This is a genomic window from Leclercia adecarboxylata, from assembly GCF_023639785.1.
GTDB lineage: Bacteria > Pseudomonadota > Gammaproteobacteria > Enterobacterales > Enterobacteriaceae > Enterobacter > Enterobacter adecarboxylatus_D.
Window position 1 is genome coordinate 161,061 of record NZ_CP098325.1, and the last position, 16,698, is coordinate 177,758.

Consider the following 16,698-nt stretch of genomic DNA (forward strand, 5'->3'; position numbering starts at 1 on the left):
GCCAGCGCACGTTTGTGCATTCTCTCAATAGCAGTGTGAAATAACGTAATTGAGCAACCTGCGATCACTATTCACTATTACTCCAGTATCAACTCTTTGCCGCATCCCTGATTATGGAGCTCACTATGCAAGCTTATTTCGATCAACTCGATCGCGTTCGTTATGAAGGCCCGAAATCCTCAAATCCTTTAGCGTTTCGTCATTACAACCCGGACGAGCTGGTGCTGGGTAAGCGCATGGAAGATCACCTGCGTTTCGCGGCCTGCTACTGGCATACCTTCTGCTGGAACGGTGCCGACATGTTTGGTGTGGGCTCGTTCGACAGGCCATGGCAGCAGCCAGGCGAAGCGCTGGAGCTGGCGAAGCGTAAAGCGGATGTCGCCTTTGAGTTCTTCCACAAGCTGAACGTGCCTTACTACTGCTTCCATGACGTAGACGTCTCACCGGAAGGCGCCTCGCTGAAAGAGTACCTGAATAACTTTGCGCAGATGGTCGACGTGCTGGGCGAAAAACAGCAGCAGAGCGGCGTGAAGCTGCTGTGGGGCACCGCCAACTGCTTTACCCACCCCCGCTATGGCGCAGGGGCTGCCACTAACCCGGATCCGGAAGTGTTCAGCTGGGCGGCTACCCAGGTGGTGACGGCGATGAACGCCACCCATAAGCTGGGCGGTGAAAACTACGTGCTGTGGGGCGGACGTGAAGGCTACGAAACGCTGCTGAACACCGACTTACGCCAGGAGCGTGAGCAGATTGGTCGCTTCATGCAGATGGTGGTAGAGCATAAACACAAAATCGGTTTCCAGGGTACGCTGCTGATCGAGCCAAAACCGCAGGAGCCGACCAAGCATCAGTACGACTACGATGTGGCAACGGTGTACGGCTTCCTGAAGCAGTTCGGGCTGGAAAAAGAGATCAAAGTGAATATCGAAGCCAACCACGCGACCCTGGCGGGCCACTCGTTCCATCATGAGATCGCCTCCGCTATCGCGCTGGGCATTTTCGGTTCTGTGGATGCCAACCGCGGCGATCCGCAGCTGGGCTGGGATACTGACCAGTTCCCGGTCAGCGTGGAAGAGAACGCGCTGGTGATGTATGAAATTATCAAAGCGGGCGGCTTTACCACCGGTGGCCTGAACTTTGACGCCAAAGTGCGCCGTCAGAGTACCGATAAGTACGATCTCTTCTATGGTCATATTGGGGCGATGGACACCATGGCGCTGTCGCTGAAAGTGGCTGCCCGCATGATTGAGGATGGTGAGCTGGATAAGCGCGTGGCGAAACGCTACGGCGGCTGGAACAGTGAGCTGGGTCAGCAAATTTTGAAAGGCCAGTTATCCCTTACCGAGCTGGCGAAGTACGCTGAACAGCATAACCTGGCGCCGCAGCACCAGAGCGGTCATCAGGAGCTGCTGGAAAACCTGGTGAATCACTATCTGTTTGATAAGTGATTAATAGCGTCCAGCTATGTAGGCCCGGTAAGCCTTGCGCCACCGGGCATTTCTGTTAAAGGAGTCACCGCAATGTATATCGGGATCGATCTTGGCACATCGGGTGTGAAAGCCATTCTGTTAAATGAACAGGGCGACGTGCTGGCAACGCAAACAGAAAAACTGCAGGTGTCACGGCCACATCCGCTCTGGTCTGAACAGGATCCTGAAGCCTGGTGGCTGGCCACGGATCGCGCCCTGAGAGCGCTTGGCGAGAAACACTCCCTGCGCGAAGTAAAAGCGCTGGGGATTGCCGGCCAGATGCATGGCGCCACGCTGCTGGATAAGGACAACCGCGTCCTCCGCCCGGCGATTTTATGGAACGATGGCCGCTGCGCTGAAGAGTGCGCCCTGCTGGAAGCGCGGGTGCCGACCTCAAGAGAGATCACCGGCAACCTGATGATGCCGGGCTTTACCGCGCCGAAACTGCTGTGGGTCCAGCGTCATGAACCCGAGATTTTTAACCAGGTGGCGAAGGTATTGCTGCCAAAAGATTATTTGCGTCTGCGTATCACAGGCGAGTACGCCAGCGATATGTCCGACGCCGCAGGCACAATGTGGCTGGACGTGGCAAAACGCGACTGGAGCGAGACGATGCTCGAAGCCTGCCATCTCACCCGCGACCATATGCCCGCGCTGTTTGAAGGCTGCGAGCAGACCGGCACGCTGCTGCCGTCGGTGGCCGAACAGTGGAATATGCCCGCTGTCCCGGTTGTGGCGGGCGGCGGGGATAACGCTGCGGGGGCGGTTGGCGTGGGTATGGCCGATGCCGGACAGGCGATGCTCTCGCTGGGCACTTCTGGCGTCTATTTCGCCGTAAGCGACGGCTATCGCAGTAATCCTGACAGCGCGGTGCACAGTTTCTGCCATGCGTTGCCGGGGAAATGGCATCTGATGTCGGTGATGCTCAGTGCGGCCTCGTGTCTGGACTGGGCGGCGAAGCTGACCGGGCTGGACAGCGTGCCGGCTCTGCTCGACGCCGCGCAACAGGCCGATGAAAACGCAGGTGCCCTCTGGTTCCTGCCTTATCTTTCCGGCGAGCGCACACCGCATAACAATCCGCAGGCAAAAGGGGTGTTTTTTGGCTTAACCCATCAGCACGGCCCGGCCGAACTGGCCCGCGCCGTCCTCGAAGGCGTGGGCTATGCGTTGGCCGATGGAATGGATGTGGTGCATGAGTGCGGGCTGCAGCCGTCCAGCATTACGCTGATTGGTGGGGGGGCTCGCAGCCCTTACTGGCGGCAAATGTTGGCGGATATCAGCGGGCAGCAGCTCGATTACCGTACCGGCGGGGACGTCGGGCCTGCGCTGGGTGCCGCGCGTCTGGCGCAGATAGCAATGAACCCGGGCAAGCCGCTGTCAGCGCTGTTGCCACAGCTTGCGCTGGAACAGCAGCACACCCCGGACCCCGAACGTCACGCCCGCTATGCCGAACGCCGCGAGGTGTTCCGCAAGATCTATCAGCAGCTTTTGCCGCTGATGTCGTAAAACAGCGCCTGGGTGTTACCCATCCATAAGGTTTTGTAGGCCCGGCAAGCGTAGCGCCGCCGGGCAAACAGCCGTATCTAGCTCACAAATCTGCGCGTATCAATCCGCTGCAACAGCATCGACAGCAGCAAACTAACCGCCACCGTAATTGAAAAAATCCACACAATATCCAGCAGCGGCCAGCTTTTTAACTCCACGCCACGGGTGCGCAGGGCGTGGATCACCAGCGCGTGAAAACCGTAGATACCCAGCGAATTTCGTGAAATTAACCCCAGCAGCGGCACGGGGCCTGTATTCAGGGTATTTTTCACCAGCGTGAAGAGCGCAACGGCGCAGATAAAGACCATCGGGCCGCAGTAGAGATACCAGGTATCAGCGAAGGTGCCGCGCCACTGCAGTTCGTGCAGCGTACCGCGGGAGATGATGGCCACTGCGGCAATAAACAGGGCGGCGCACAGAACATTCATCCCGCGTCTCTGAGTGTCCATCATGCCCAGAGCACGGCCCAGCATGCCGTACAGCACGTAATAGAAAGTGTCACCGTTGATATAGAGATTGATCGGCAGCCATTCAAATCCACTTATTTTTTGCGAGACCGTGTTGGGATTCGCCAGGATGCCGATAACGATCATGAGTGCCAGCAGCATTTTGCCGCTCACGCTTTTTACTTGCAGCAGCGGGGAGAGCAGGTAAATCACGATAATGGCGAAGAAAAACCACAGGTGATAGAACACCGGTTTTTGCAGCAGGTATTTCAGCGACAGCTCGCTGTTAATCGAGGTAAACAGCACGATATAGAGAAACGACAGGGTGCTGTAAAACAGCAGGCAGAGGCCGATACGTAAAAAGTGGCGCGGTTGCGCGCTCCGCTCGCCAAAAAAGAGATAGCCGGAGATCATGAAAAACAGCGGCACGCTCACCCGGGAGGCGGAGTTGAGAACGTTGGCGATATCCCAGTTAACGAGGCTGATGCTCGGGGCATTAGTAATGTACCAGGTGGTGGTATGGATCATTACCACCATCAAACAGGCGATTCCCCGTAAATTATCAATCCAGTTAATTTTGTCCTGCATCCATCCCTCTGTTTACGCATTAAAAAGAGTCTGACCACGACAGTGATTCAGACGCTCGTTGGAAAATTCTGAGTTTGCATCGCCCTGCTTGTGCCGGAGCGGTGTGATTCGCAGAATGCCGGGCCATACTCTATAAAGTTTAGAGTTTAAAAATAAGAGCCACAGCACAGGGCGGTAATATAAATGATGATACGCGCGATGATGCTTCTGCTTCCCGCATTACTGGCCGGTTGCGCGGCGCAGGAGACGGTCCCGGCGCAAAAAGCGCAAACCAAAAAAGTCAGTCCGGCGCGTTCGCTGGATATGGAACAGCTGTGTAAGGATCGGGCGGCCCAGCGCTACAATACCGGTGCGCAAAAGATAGACGTTACTGCCTTCGAGCAGTTTCAGGGCAGCTATGAGATGCAGGGCTTCACTGCCCGCAATGAGAGTTTCATCTGTTCTTTTGACGCAGACGGCCATTTTTTACACCTTTCGATGCGTTAGGATGGCTGCGTAACGAGCTGGCTGCGCCTGCAGGGCGCTGTTAGCCACCCTTATTTCCCAATTTTCCCTAAACAACCCCGTTTCGTACTGTATATCTTGCACTCAGCGGGTATACTGAACCCTTCCATTTAAAACCACACGTATCCAGCACGAAATACTATGCAAAAGTTTGATACTAAGACCTTCCAGGGCCTGATCCTGACCTTACAGGATTACTGGGCTCGCCAGGGCTGCACCATTGTTCAACCTCTGGACATGGAAGTGGGCGCCGGCACCTCACATCCGATGACCAGCCTGCGTGCCCTGGGGCCAGAGCCGATGGCCACTGCCTATGTACAGCCATCCCGCCGCCCGACCGACGGTCGCTACGGTGAAAACCCGAACCGCTTACAGCACTACTATCAGTTCCAGGTGGTCATTAAGCCGTCCCCGGACAATATTCAGGAGCTGTATCTCGGGTCGCTGAAAGAGCTGGGTATGGATCCGACCATTCACGACATTCGTTTCGTGGAAGATAACTGGGAAAACCCGACGCTGGGCGCCTGGGGTTTGGGTTGGGAAGTGTGGCTGAACGGTATGGAAGTGACCCAGTTCACCTATTTCCAGCAGGTTGGCGGTCTGGAATGTAAGCCGATCACCGGTGAAATCACCTACGGTCTGGAACGTCTGGCAATGTACATTCAGGGCGTAGACAGCGTTTACGACCTGGTCTGGAGCGACGGCCCGCTGGGTAAAACTACCTACGGCGACGTGTTCCATCAGAACGAAGTGGAGCAATCCACCTATAACTTCGAATACGCGGACGTGGACTTCCTGTTCACCTGCTTCGAGCAGTACGAGAAAGAGGCCCAGCAGCTGCTGGCGCTGGAAACTCCGCTGCCGCTGCCAGCCTACGAACGTATTCTGAAGGCCGCCCACAGCTTCAACCTGCTGGACGCCCGTAAAGCGATCTCTGTGACTGAACGTCAGCGCTACATCCTGCGTATTCGTACCCTGACCAAAGCCGTTGCAGAAGCTTATTACGCGTCCCGTGAAGCCCTTGGCTTCCCGATGTGCAACCGAAACAAATAAGAGGCGGCCATGTCTGAGAAAACTTTCCTGGTGGAAATCGGCACCGAAGAGCTGCCACCAAAAGCCCTGCGCAGCCTGGCTGAATCCTTTGCTGCGAATGTCACCGCGGAGCTGGATAATGCTGGCCTCGCACACGGTAAGATTGAATGGTTTGCTGCGCCGCGTCGTCTGGCGCTGAAAGTGGCAAATCTGGCCGCTTCCCAGCCGGATCGCGAAGTCGAAAAACGCGGCCCGGCGATTGCCCAGGCGTTTGACGCTGAAGGCAAACCGAGCAAAGCGGCAGAAGGCTGGGCACGTGGCTGCGGCATCACCGTTGACCAGGCCGAGCGTCTGACCACCGACAAAGGCGAATGGCTGCTCTATCGTGCCCATGTGAAAGGCGAGAGCGCAGAAGCGCTGCTGCCGAACATGATCGCCACGTCACTGGCGAAGCTACCTGTTCCAAAACTGATGCGCTGGGGCGCAAGCGACGTGCACTTCGTGCGTCCGGTTCATACCGTGACCCTGCTGCTGGGCGATACCGTTATCCCTGCCACCATTCTGGGCGTCGCGTCCGATCGCGTGATCCGCGGTCACCGCTTTATGGGCGAGCCGGAGTTCACCATCGACAACGCCGATCAGTATCCAGAAATCCTGCTGGAGCGCGGTAAAGTCATTGCCGATTACGAACAGCGTAAAGCGAAAATCAAAGCCGATGCAGAAGAGGCGGCACGTAAGATTGGCGGTAATGCCGATCTGAGCGACAGCCTGCTGGAAGAAGTCACTTCACTGGTGGAGTGGCCGGTGGTACTGACCGCGAAGTTCGAAGAGAAATTCCTCGCGGTGCCGGCCGAAGCGCTGGTTTACACCATGAAGGGCGACCAGAAGTACTTCCCGGTCTATGCCAACGACGGCAAACTGCTGCCTAACTTCATCTTCGTGGCGAATATCGAATCGAAAGATCCGATCCAGATTATCTCCGGTAACGAGAAAGTGGTTCGCCCGCGTCTGGCGGATGCGGAGTTCTTCTTTAATACCGACCGTAAAAAGCGCCTGGAAGATCATCTTCCACGCCTGCAAACCGTGCTGTTCCAGCAACAGCTGGGTACGCTGCGTGACAAGACCGACCGTATCGCGGAACTGTCTGGCTGGATCGCCCGTGAAATCGGTGCTGACGTCAACCACGCTACCCGTGCGGGGCTGCTCTCCAAGTGCGACCTGATGACCAACATGGTGTTTGAGTTTACCGACACCCAGGGCGTGATGGGCATGCACTACGCGCGTCACGATGGCGAAGCGGAAGACGTGGCCGTGGCCCTGAACGAGCAGTATCAGCCGCGCTTTGCGGGTGACGATCTGCCGTCTAACCTGGTTGCCTGTGCGGTCGCGATTGCCGATAAGATGGACACCCTCGCGGGTATCTTCGGTATCGGTCAGCATCCGAAAGGCGATAAAGACCCGTTCGCGCTGCGTCGTGCTGCGCTGGGCGTGCTGCGTATCATCGTTGAGAAGAACCTGAACCTGGATCTGCAGACCCTGACGGAAGAAGCGGTGCGTCTGTACGGGGACAAGCTGACCAACGCCAGGGTGGTAGATGACGTTATCGACTTTATGCTGGGCCGTTTCCGCGCCTGGTATCAGGACGAAGGTTACACCGTCGACACCATTCAGGCGGTTCTGGCCCGTCGTCCGACCCGTCCGGCAGACTTCGATGCCCGTATGAAGGCGGTGTCCCACTTCCGTACCCTGGAAGCGGCATCGGCGCTGGCTGCAGCCAACAAGCGTGTCTCCAATATCCTGGCGAAATCCGATGAGAAGCTGAACGAGCGCGTTAACGCCGCGACGCTGAAAGAGCCGGAAGAGATCGCCCTGGCGATGCAGGTTGTGGTGCTGCGTGACAGGCTGGAGCCGGTGTTTGCGGAAGGCCGCTACCAGGAAGCGCTGGTGGAACTGGCCGAACTGCGTGATGTTATCGACGCCTTCTTCGAGAAAGTGATGGTAAACGTAGAAGATAAAGATCTGCGTATTAACCGTCTCTCTATGCTCGAAAAACTGCGTGAACTGTTCCTGCGCGTGGCGGATATTTCGCTGCTGCAGTAAGCGTCTCTTGCCCGGCGGCGCTACGCTTGCAGGGGCCTGGATGTGCTAAAAACCCGCTTCGGCGGGTTTTTTTATGGTTGAAACGGTCAATAAAAAAACGTTATTCTGCCCCTCGTTAACTTTCTTTCGCTGGAGCGCCCCCCAAAAATGAACAACCACGCCTGATGATCTTCGATCCTTGCTAAACGCCACCGCGTCGGCAGGGGATGTTTTGATTTCATTCAGGAGTGCTTATGGCTCATTTTGCGCAATCCCCTTCTTTTATTTTGCATCAGGTCACCTGTCAGTTTCCGACGGGCGATACCCTTTTTGGTCCGCTTAATGTCTCGCTGGAGCCGACGCTCTGCGCGCTGGTAGGCCGTAACGGCAGCGGCAAAACCCGTCTCCTGCGCCTTTTGGCCGGGCTGGACGCGCCCGCCAGCGGCCATATCGAACGCTTCGGCACCCACAGCTACGTGGCGCAGCAGCATGATATTTCCCCCCATACTACTCTGGCGCAGTTGCTCGGCTACGAAGCGCTTTTCGCGGCCCGCAGGCGTATCGACAGCGGGGACTATCTGCCTGAGGATCTGGAGCGCCTTGACGGTTACTGGGATTTAGCTGACCGGCTGAGGGAGGCATTTATCAGTGCCGGGCTTCCGGGGTTTGATCCCGACAGGCTGGCCTCTGAACTGAGCGGCGGCGAGCGGGTTCGCGCCCTGCTGTGCGGCGCGTTTACGGCGAATGCGGATTATCTTCTGCTGGATGAACCCACTAACCACCTCGACCGGCAGGGGCGGGAGTGGTTTTACGCACAGCTGGCCCGTCAGACCGGCGGGGTACTGATCGCGTCACACGATCGTGAGTTGCTGGCTCAGGTGCCGCGCATTCTGGAACTCAGCGCGTCCGGCTTGCACAGCTACGGCGGAAATTACGCGGACTATCAGCGCCAGCGGACTGCGGAACAGCAGGCCGCCCGCGCGGCCCTGGAGCATGCAACCACCGAACGCAAACGCACCCGCGCGCGTCAGCAAAAAGAGCATGACGACAGCCTGCGTCGTTCGGCAAAAACCCAGCGTACTGTCGACACGCTCAACATCGCCTCCTTTGAGCGCGTTAAATATAAAGGCGCGGCGAAAGAGCGCCCGGGTGCATGGCGTAAGCAGCATCATGACCAGCAGGTTGCACTGAATGCGGCGGTTAATCAGGCGCGGGAGCGGGTGGAGGAGGATAATCCGGTGATGTTTACCCTGCCGGCCAGCCAGGTAGCGGAGGGGAAACAGGTGCTGGTGCTGGAAGAGGTGCTGCTGCCGCACGTCAGGATGGCGCCCCTCAACTGGCGCATGGATGGGCCGATGCGGGTGGCGTTGCGCGGGCCGAACGGCTGCGGGAAATCCACCCTGCTGAAAGCGATCCTCGGTGAATGCGTGCCTGTCACCGGTGCCTGTCGGGTGTCGGTCAACGTGGCGTATCTTGACCAGCATTTATCGCAGCTGGATCTGACGCAATCCGTTATCTCCCATCTTAATCTGCATAATACGCCGCTGGAGGAGGGGATACTGCGCAGCCGTCTGGCTCAGCTCCAGCTCGGGGCCGATCGGGTTACGCTGCCGCTCTCAGCGCTCAGCGGCGGCGAGCGCTTAAAAGCGGCGCTGGCCTGCGTGCTGTGGCGGGAAGAGGCGACGCAGCTTTTGCTGCTCGATGAACCGACCAACCATCTGGATCTGGCTTCGACACGCGCTATCGAGGCGGCGCTGGCAGGATTTGCAGGCGCACTGCTGGTGGTGTCCCATGACGAGGCATTTCTTGACGGACTTAGGCTGACGCATGAACTGGTGTGGCGGGACGGGGAGTGGCGCGGTGAAAGGCGGTAAACACAAACCCCCGCAAATGCGGGGGCTAAATCAACACTATTTCAAAACTATTCAGTCAACTGCTTGCGGAGTGCCGGGTTAGCCTGAATCAGGCTCATCAGCTTCAGCTCGGTCATGGAGGGCTTCACTCTTTTTGATTCCCACTCCTGAACCATCGCTACGCTGACACCCATTGCTCGGGCGAAATCATCAGTTTTCATCCCTGTCCCTTTGCGTAAGCGCTCAAATTCCGTAAAGGGGTTAGACTTTTGGTTAAGGGTAACCGTCTGCGGTACATCTTTAAAAACAATCTGCTCCAGACTGCTTAACAGATCGAACATAGGATCTTTTAATTCCATTGAGAACTCCTCTTAAATCACACTGCGGGATCGTGAACATAGAGAGCAATTTAAGAATAGTCGCTAAAACTGACAGGAGATCGTAACGTGCGTGATTAATTGTCGGAGATACGTTTCGCTGGCTTTTTTTCCGGGCGATTAACTATGCTAATGACTTGATTATTCAGTAGCACCATAGCACCAGGTATTTTTTTGTAAATCGTAAGAATTTATATGGCAATAGTCGTTTTACATGAAAAGAGTATCTTGCGGGCCTGACCTGGACTATTCTTGTCACCGTTGGGCACGCGTGTGCCGGTGTGCGCTTTTTTGGGTGAAAGGAGTAATAACAATGGCGACAGGAAAGCCCTGCTCTCGCTGGTTTGCGCCGCTTGCGGCGTTGTTAATGGTAGTGAGCCTGAGTGGGTGTTTCGATAAGGAAGGCGATCAGCGCAAAGCGTTTATCGATTTCCTGCAAAATACTGCGATGCGCAGCGGCGAGCGTTTACCAACGTTGACTGCGGATCAGAAAAAACAGTTCGGTCCCTTCGTTTCCGACTATGCCATTTTGTATGGCTATTCACAGCAGGTGAATCAGGCGATGGATGCCGGTCTGCGTCCGGTAGTGGACAGCGTGAACGCGATTCGCGTGCCGCAGGATTATGTCACCCAGCGTGAGCCGCTGAGCCAGTCAAACGGTGCTCTGGGCGTACTGGGCCAGCAGCTGCAAAATGCCAAAATGCAGGCTGATGGCGCGCACTCCGCGCTGAAGCAGGGTGAAGATCTGAAACCTGTGTTCGATAAAGTGTATGACAAGGTAGTGACTAAACCTGCCGATGCACTGCAGCCGCTCATTCCTGCCGCGCAGATCTTCACGCAGCAGCTGGTGCAGGTGGCGGACTTTATTTCCCAGCAGGGTACTCAGGTGAGCTTTGTCTCTAACGGCATTCAGTTCCCGACCTCTCAGCAGGCCAGCCAGTACAATGCGCTGATTGGGCCGCTGGCAGCGCAGCACCAGGCGTTCAGCCAGGCGTGGAGCGCGGCAATGGCCGCAACGGAATAACCTCGGACGTGCAGGTTGCCAGAGTAAAAAACCCCGCTGAAAAGCGGGTTTTTTTATGTTCTCAGAAAATAAAGCTTGTCTTTGATCCGCTAACTATGTCTTAATACACCTCGTCGGTTTGTTACACAGACCTAAAGCAGTTTAGTAAAGCAGTCCAGATGCGTTATCCTTAGATACCCTTCGTAGTGACCCTTCCTTCATCGCTTAAAAATCTGTAACACATTCCATCATCGCGCCGGAAGGCAAAACAAATTTTTAAAAGGTAATATCTATGTCTGGTAAAATGACTGGTCTGGTAAAATGGTTCAACGCTGATAAAGGTTTCGGCTTCATCACTCCTGACGATGGCTCTAAAGACGTGTTCGTACACTTCTCTGCTATCCAGAACGATGGCTACAAATCTCTGGACGAAGGTCAGAAAGTTTCCTTCACCATCGAAAGCGGCGCTAAAGGCCCAGCAGCTGGTAACGTTGTAAGCCTGTAAGCTTCCAGCTCAGCTAAAAGAACTTAAAAACCCGCCTCTGGCGGGTTTTTTTCGTTCAGGATCTGGCCTGCGGATTGACGCAGTTTTTATCGACCTTGCCCTGCAGGGCGTCGATCAGGTTCTCCACCGCACAGGCCGCCATGTTGTAGCGGGTTTCGTGCGTGGCAGAGCCAATGTGCGGCAGGGCCACCACGTTAGGCATCTTCAGCAGTTCTGAGCTGGTCGGCAGCGGCTCCTGCTCAAACACGTCCAGCCCCGCCGCGTGGATCTCTCCGTTTTTCAGCGCCGCAATCAGCGCCTGCTCATCCACTACCGGCCCGCGTCCCGCATTAATAAAGATGGCGGACTTCTTCATCTTCGCAAACTGCGCCTGGCCGATCATATGGTGAGTTTCATCGGTCAGCGGCAGGATCAGGCAGACGAAGTCCGCTTCCTGCAACAGGGTATCCAGGTCGCAGTAGCGGGCGTTAAAGCGTTCCTCCGCTTCTTTATGCTGGCGGCGCGCGTTATACAGAACCGGCATATTGAAACCGAAGTGGGCGCGCTGGGCCAGCGCCAGACCGATGCGGCCCATGCCGACGATACCCAGAGTTTTGCCATGCACGTCGGTACCGAACCAGTCCGGGCCAATGCTTTTGGTCCATTCCCCGGCTTTGACGCGTTCGGCTACTTCCACCACGCGACGCGCGCTGCTGAGCACCAGCGCCATCAGCGTATCCGCCACGGTCTCGGTAAGTACGGTTGGCGTATGCATCAGCAGGACATGGCGGGCATTCAGCGCATCGACGTCGAAGTTGTCATAGCCCACCGAAATGGTTGAGGTTGCACGCAGCGCAGGCATCTTCTCCAGCAGCGCGGCATCCACTTTTTCGCTGGAGCCGAGCAGCCCGACAGCACTGGCGAACGCCTCGGCATGCTGCTGTACCGTCTCCGGGCTCAGGTTGTTAACCCGGGTAACGGTGAAATGATCTTCAAGGCGCTGCTGTAACGCGTCAGGCAGGGCTTTATACAAAATGACGGACGGCTTCATGCTAATCTCCGTTGATTTTTAAAGGGTTCAGGCGTGGCGTGCGCCGACGGGAATGTTTTGATTATTAGCAGGCTTAACAATTAAAGTAAGCCACACTGAGGCAAAAAGCGCCACCCCCATAAAGATGTACGAGGCCGACGGGCCGCCGGTCACACCGTTCAGATAACCCACGAACCATGAACCAAAGAATGAACCCAGCGCACCCATGCTGTTGATCAGCGCCATCGCGCCGCCCGCTACGTTACGCGGCAGCATTTCCGGGATGATGGCAAAGAACGGACCATAAGGCGCGTACATGGCGGCACCGGCGATCACCAGCAGGGTGTAAGAGATCCAGAAGTGGTTTGCACCCACCGCCCAGGAACCAATAAAGGCACAGGCAGCAATCAACAGCAGCGGCCAGACGAACAGCTTACGGTTTTGCAGTTTATCCGACGCCCAGGAGACCACAATCATGGCGATGGTTGCCGCAAGATAGGGAACGGAGGAGAGCCAGCCCACCTCGACCATACCGAGGTTATCGCCCGCGCTGCGGATGATGGACGGCAGCCACAGAACAAAACCGTAAACCCCGATGCTCCAGGTGAAGTACTGCATGCACAGCAGGACCACGTTGCGGGAGCGGAAGGCTTCGCCGTAGTTACGCACTGCTTTCAGACCCTGCTGCTCTTTATCCAGTTGCGCCTGCAGGGCTGCTTTTTCATCTTCCGAAAGCCATTTGGCCTGGGCCGGTTTGTCTTTTACCAGCACCCACCAGCAGAAGGCCCAGATCACCGCTGGAACGCCTTCAATAATGAACATTTCGCGCCAGCCGAAGGACTGGATCAGATACCCGGAGACCACCGACATCCACAGCACCGTGACCGGGTTGCCAAGAATAAGGAAGGTGTTGGCACGCGAGCGTTCAGATTTGGTAAACCAGTTGCTGATGTAGATCAGCATCGCCGGCATCACCGCCGCTTCCACCACGCCAAGAATAAAGCGAATGGCCGCCAGCGCCGGGATGTTATTCACGACCCCGGTCAGGGAAGCACAGGCGCCCCAGAGGATCAGGCAGATGAAGATCAGCTTACGCACGCTGCGGCGTTCGGCATAGATAGCGCCGGGGATCTGGAAAAAGAAGTAACCGAGGAAGAAGAGGGCACCCAGCAGCGAGGAGATACCTTTGGTGATCCCCAGGTCTTCGGTAATGCCTGCGGCAGACGCGAAGCTAAAGTTCGCGCGGTCAAGGTACGCCAGGCTGTATGTGATGAACACGACAGGCATGATGTACCACCAGCGTTTTACTGCGTTTGTTGCATTGTTCATAGGTTTGCCTCTGTGGTTGAGGAAATGACCGCCGCTGTCTGTAGGGTACAGGGTGGCTTAATATTTAGCTCCCTCTCCCCTTTGGGGAGAGGGTTGGGGTGAGGGGATTTATTCCCCTAACTGTTCCCGATTGGGTAATCCTTCGCTGTCGCCCTGAACCTGGATCGCCAGCGAGCCGATGAGATTGCCGCGCGTGACGGCCTGATGCAGCGTTTTGCCTTCCAGCAGCGCGCTGATCACGCCTACGGCAAAGCCGTCACCCGCGCCGACGGTATCGACAACGTTCTCCACCTTCACCGCTGCCACCGCACCTTGCTCGCCCTCGGCAGTTTTATACCAGGCGCCATCGGCACCGGTTTTCAGGATCACGGCTTTTACCCCCTTGTTCAGATAAAAATCAGCGATCCCTTCCGGGGTTTTTTCCCCGGTCAGAATGAAGCCCTCTTTCAGGCCGGGTAACACCCAGTCGGCCTGAAAGGCGAGGTGGTTCAGCTTCTCCACCATCTCCGCTTCGCTTTTCCACAGCACCGGACGCAGGTTCGGATCGAAGGAGAGAGTTTTGCCCGCGGCTTTCATGGCACCCGCCGCATGATCGAGCAGGGCGTAAGAGCTGGGGGACAACGCCGCCGCCACGCCGCTCAGGTGCAGATGCCTTGCTGCGGTAAACCAGACAGGACTGAAATCTTCCACTGACAGATGGCTGGCAGCAGAGCCTTTGCGGAAATACTCCACAATGGGATCGGTTCCATCGGTAACCTTAGATTTCAGCTGAAAACCGGTGGGGTAACGTCCATCCAGGGTCACGCCTGCGGTGTCGATGCCCTCTTTTTTCAGGGTGTCGAGCACAAACTGGCCGAAGCTGTCATTGCCGACGCGACTCACCCAGCCTACCTTCAGGCCAAGGCGTGCCAGCCCGGTGGCAACGTTCAGTTCGGCACCCGCAACGCGCTTCATAAAATGGTCAACTTCGCTTAAGTCGCCGGTGTGGGTGGCCACAAACATGGCCATGGCTTCACCAATGGTGATGACATCCAGAGCGTTCGGCATCGCGTTACTCCTCACGCAGTAAATTAACGTAGTGACGGGTGACAGCCGTCAGGTCTGGCCCTTCGAGAGGGAACTCGATCCCACGCGGCACATCGGCGGGCAGTTGCTCCAGCAGGGCCTGCCAGCGGGTGCTGTCGTTGTCCGGCGGCACGGCGCGATAGCGCTGCTGATGAGGAACGGCGGCCTTAACGTGGATATAGCTCACCGCAGGGGCCAGATGCTTCGCGGCCTCTTCCGGGGATTCGCCCACCCACAGCCAGTTGCCCATATCAAAGGTCAGCGTAACCGGCAGGTTCATCACCCGGCAGGCCGCTTTAAAGCGCTGCATCGGTGCCAGCTGGCCGCAACGGGTCTGGTCGTTTTCGACCACCAGCGTCATACCGCTTTCATCAAGAAGGGCACGGAGGGCATCAAGCTGCTGCTTGTCGCTGAAGTTGCCCAGGGAGACTTTCAGCCACAGGGCGTTGAGCGTCGCGGCTTCGGACAGGTAGCGGGGCAGCATCGGGTTGAGAGCGCCGTCCGGGGTAAAAAGAGCATCCGGAGCGGAATAGCAGGCCAGCAGGCCGAGCAGTTCAATGGATCCGGCCAGCGTGGGTAAGGTTGCCAGCTCGGCATCGCTGAATAACTCACGGCGGATTTCGACGCCGTCGGCACCTGCCCCGGCGATCACGTGCAGCATGGCGCGCTGGCCTCCTGCTTCACGTACCTTGTCAGCGCCATACGCGGCGGTGACGACAATAATTTTTCTGCCCATCGGCGGACTCCATCACGTAGCTGATACTCTTTACGCTAGATGGAACCGGTTCCAAAGAAAAGTTCAGGATGCTGGATTTATGATCGCCATCACGAAGGGGGTTAACGGGTCGTGGAGCCGCGGACGATCAGCTCGCCGGAGAAGACCTGCTCGCGGACGGCATCATCGGCACCGTTGATCCGGCGCACGACCTGCTCGACGGCGGCGAAGCCAATCTGCCAGGTGGGCTGTTTGAGGGTGGTAATGCCGACACCGGCCAGCTCGGCCCACTCCAGCTCGTCAAAGCCCAGCAGCCCGATATCGCTGCCCCAGTGCAGGCCAATGCGCTTGAGCGAGCGGGCGACCTGCAGCGTTAATGCGCCGTTCGCGGAGATGACCGCCTTGCGCATGCCGCGATGGCGGGTATGGAACTCGCGCAGGGCATTATCCAGCCGATCGGCTTCATGAAGTGGGAGTTCGATATTCTCGGCGACCACGCCAGGATAGCGGGCGAGGGTGGCGCGGAATGCGCTCAGGCGTTCGCGGCGGGTATTGACCATTCCCAGCGGTTCGCTCAGGAACAGGATCGCTTCAAAACCTTGATCTATCAGGTGCTCGGTAGCTGTGGTGGCGGCCTGGGTGTTATCCAGCCCGACGACATCACAGGCGAAGTCCGGGATTTTGCGGTCAATCAGCACCATTGGCAGGGAGGACTGTTGCAGGCGGTTCAGTCCCTCTTCACGCATCCCCACGGCATTGACCACGATGCCCTCAACCTGATAGCTGCGCAGCAGGTCGAGGTAGTGCAGCTCCTGATCGAGCTCGTTGTTGGTGTTACACACCAGCGGGGTGAAGCCTTTTTCCCGGCAGGCCGTTTCGATGCCGCTGAGGACGTTAACGGAGTAGGGATTAGTAATATCGGCGATAATCAGCCCAATCAGGCGGGTTCGGCCACGCTTCAGGCCCCGGGCCATCAGGCTGGGGCGATAGTCGAGGTCGGCGATAGCCTGTTCAATGCGGGCCAGCAGCGCGTCGGAAAGCAGGTGTTTTTCGCCGTTGAGATAACGGGAAATACTGGTTTTACCGGTTTTTGCGGCTTTCGCTACGTCGCTGATGGTGGGCCGTGCTGATTTGCTCATCGCTGGTTTCCTTGCCTTGGTTGAGCATACCTTAGCGCGA

15 protein-coding genes are annotated in these 16,698 nt (G+C 57.0%); 8 read left to right on the forward strand and 7 right to left on the reverse strand.

Annotated elements, in window-relative coordinates:
* Positions 1-125: 125 nt before the first annotated feature.
* Together xylA and xylB are read left to right on the forward strand one after the other, a co-directional pair.
* Positions 126-1,448 (forward strand): xylose isomerase, encoded by a 1,323-nt coding sequence (xylA, locus tag NB069_RS00770; RefSeq protein ID WP_250586974.1) that lies wholly within the window; start codon positions 126-128, stop codon positions 1,446-1,448.
* A gap of 72 nt (positions 1,449-1,520) precedes the next feature.
* The gene (gene xylB, locus NB069_RS00775) at positions 1,521-2,975 is read left to right on the forward strand and encodes a xylulokinase (protein WP_250586976.1); all 1,455 of its coding nucleotides are present in this window, start codon (positions 1,521-1,523) and stop codon (positions 2,973-2,975) included.
* Between the two features lie 77 nt (positions 2,976-3,052).
* Here xylB and NB069_RS00780 read toward each other — a convergent pair whose 3' ends face one another.
* Complete coding sequence (locus NB069_RS00780) at positions 3,053-4,048, reverse strand: acyltransferase (protein ID WP_250586978.1); 996 nt, start codon at positions 4,046-4,048, stop codon at positions 3,053-3,055.
* A 183-nt stretch (positions 4,049-4,231) separates the two neighbouring features.
* On the opposite strand from NB069_RS00780, the gene NB069_RS00785 reads away from it, so the two are divergent.
* From NB069_RS00785 to NB069_RS00800, 4 genes are all read left to right on the forward strand, one after another.
* Entirely contained in the window at positions 4,232-4,534 is a 303-nt protein-coding gene (locus tag NB069_RS00785) for a YsaB family lipoprotein (protein WP_250586980.1), read from the forward strand.
* A gap of 159 nt (positions 4,535-4,693) precedes the next feature.
* Positions 4,694-5,605, forward strand: coding sequence for a glycine--tRNA ligase subunit alpha (gene glyQ, locus NB069_RS00790; RefSeq protein ID WP_003860141.1), 912 nt, complete (start codon positions 4,694-4,696; stop codon positions 5,603-5,605).
* 9 nt (positions 5,606-5,614) lie between these two features.
* Entirely contained in the window at positions 5,615-7,684 is a 2,070-nt protein-coding gene (gene glyS / locus NB069_RS00795) for a glycine--tRNA ligase subunit beta (protein WP_250586982.1), read from the forward strand.
* Between the two features lie 233 nt (positions 7,685-7,917).
* Complete coding sequence (locus tag NB069_RS00800; RefSeq protein WP_250586984.1) at positions 7,918-9,537, forward strand: ABC-F family ATP-binding cassette domain-containing protein; 1,620 nt, start codon at positions 7,918-7,920, stop codon at positions 9,535-9,537.
* A 47-nt stretch (positions 9,538-9,584) separates the two neighbouring features.
* Here NB069_RS00800 and NB069_RS00805 read toward each other — a convergent pair whose 3' ends face one another.
* Positions 9,585-9,875 (reverse strand): HTH-type transcriptional regulator, encoded by a 291-nt coding sequence (locus NB069_RS00805; RefSeq protein ID WP_250586986.1) that lies wholly within the window; start codon positions 9,873-9,875, stop codon positions 9,585-9,587.
* Between the two features lie 331 nt (positions 9,876-10,206).
* Here NB069_RS00805 and NB069_RS00810 point away from each other — a divergent pair, with 331 nt between their 5' ends.
* Together NB069_RS00810 and cspE are read left to right on the forward strand one after the other, a co-directional pair.
* A complete protein-coding gene (locus NB069_RS00810; protein ID WP_250586988.1) occupies positions 10,207-10,917 on the forward strand; it encodes a DUF3053 domain-containing protein in 711 nt (236 codons plus the stop codon).
* Positions 10,918-11,188: 271 nt separating this feature from the next.
* A complete protein-coding gene (gene cspE / locus NB069_RS00815) occupies positions 11,189-11,401 on the forward strand; it encodes a transcription antiterminator/RNA stability regulator CspE (protein ID WP_032615822.1) in 213 nt (70 codons plus the stop codon).
* 55 nt (positions 11,402-11,456) lie between these two features.
* Here the strand turns inward: cspE and ghrB are convergent, their stop codons facing one another.
* The 5 genes from ghrB to NB069_RS00840 all read right to left on the reverse strand — a co-directional run bounded on the left by ghrB (position 11,457) and on the right by NB069_RS00840 (position 16,658).
* On the reverse strand, positions 11,457-12,431 hold the full coding sequence (gene ghrB, locus NB069_RS00820; RefSeq protein WP_250586990.1) for a glyoxylate/hydroxypyruvate reductase GhrB: 975 nt from the start codon (positions 12,429-12,431) through the stop codon (positions 11,457-11,459).
* A 27-nt stretch (positions 12,432-12,458) separates the two neighbouring features.
* Positions 12,459-13,739, reverse strand: a complete 1,281-nt coding sequence (locus NB069_RS00825) for an MFS transporter (RefSeq protein WP_250586992.1) — start codon at positions 13,737-13,739, stop codon at positions 12,459-12,461.
* A 108-nt stretch (positions 13,740-13,847) separates the two neighbouring features.
* Entirely contained in the window at positions 13,848-14,786 is a 939-nt protein-coding gene (locus tag NB069_RS00830) for a sugar kinase (protein ID WP_250586994.1), read from the reverse strand.
* 4 nt (positions 14,787-14,790) lie between these two features.
* Positions 14,791-15,540: a sugar phosphate isomerase/epimerase family protein gene (locus NB069_RS00835; protein WP_250586996.1), complete on the reverse strand. Its 750-nt coding sequence runs from the start codon at positions 15,538-15,540 to the stop codon at positions 14,791-14,793.
* 101 nt (positions 15,541-15,641) lie between these two features.
* Positions 15,642-16,658: a LacI family DNA-binding transcriptional regulator gene (locus NB069_RS00840; protein ID WP_250586998.1), complete on the reverse strand. Its 1,017-nt coding sequence runs from the start codon at positions 16,656-16,658 to the stop codon at positions 15,642-15,644.
* Between the last annotated feature and the right edge of the window lie 40 nt (positions 16,659-16,698).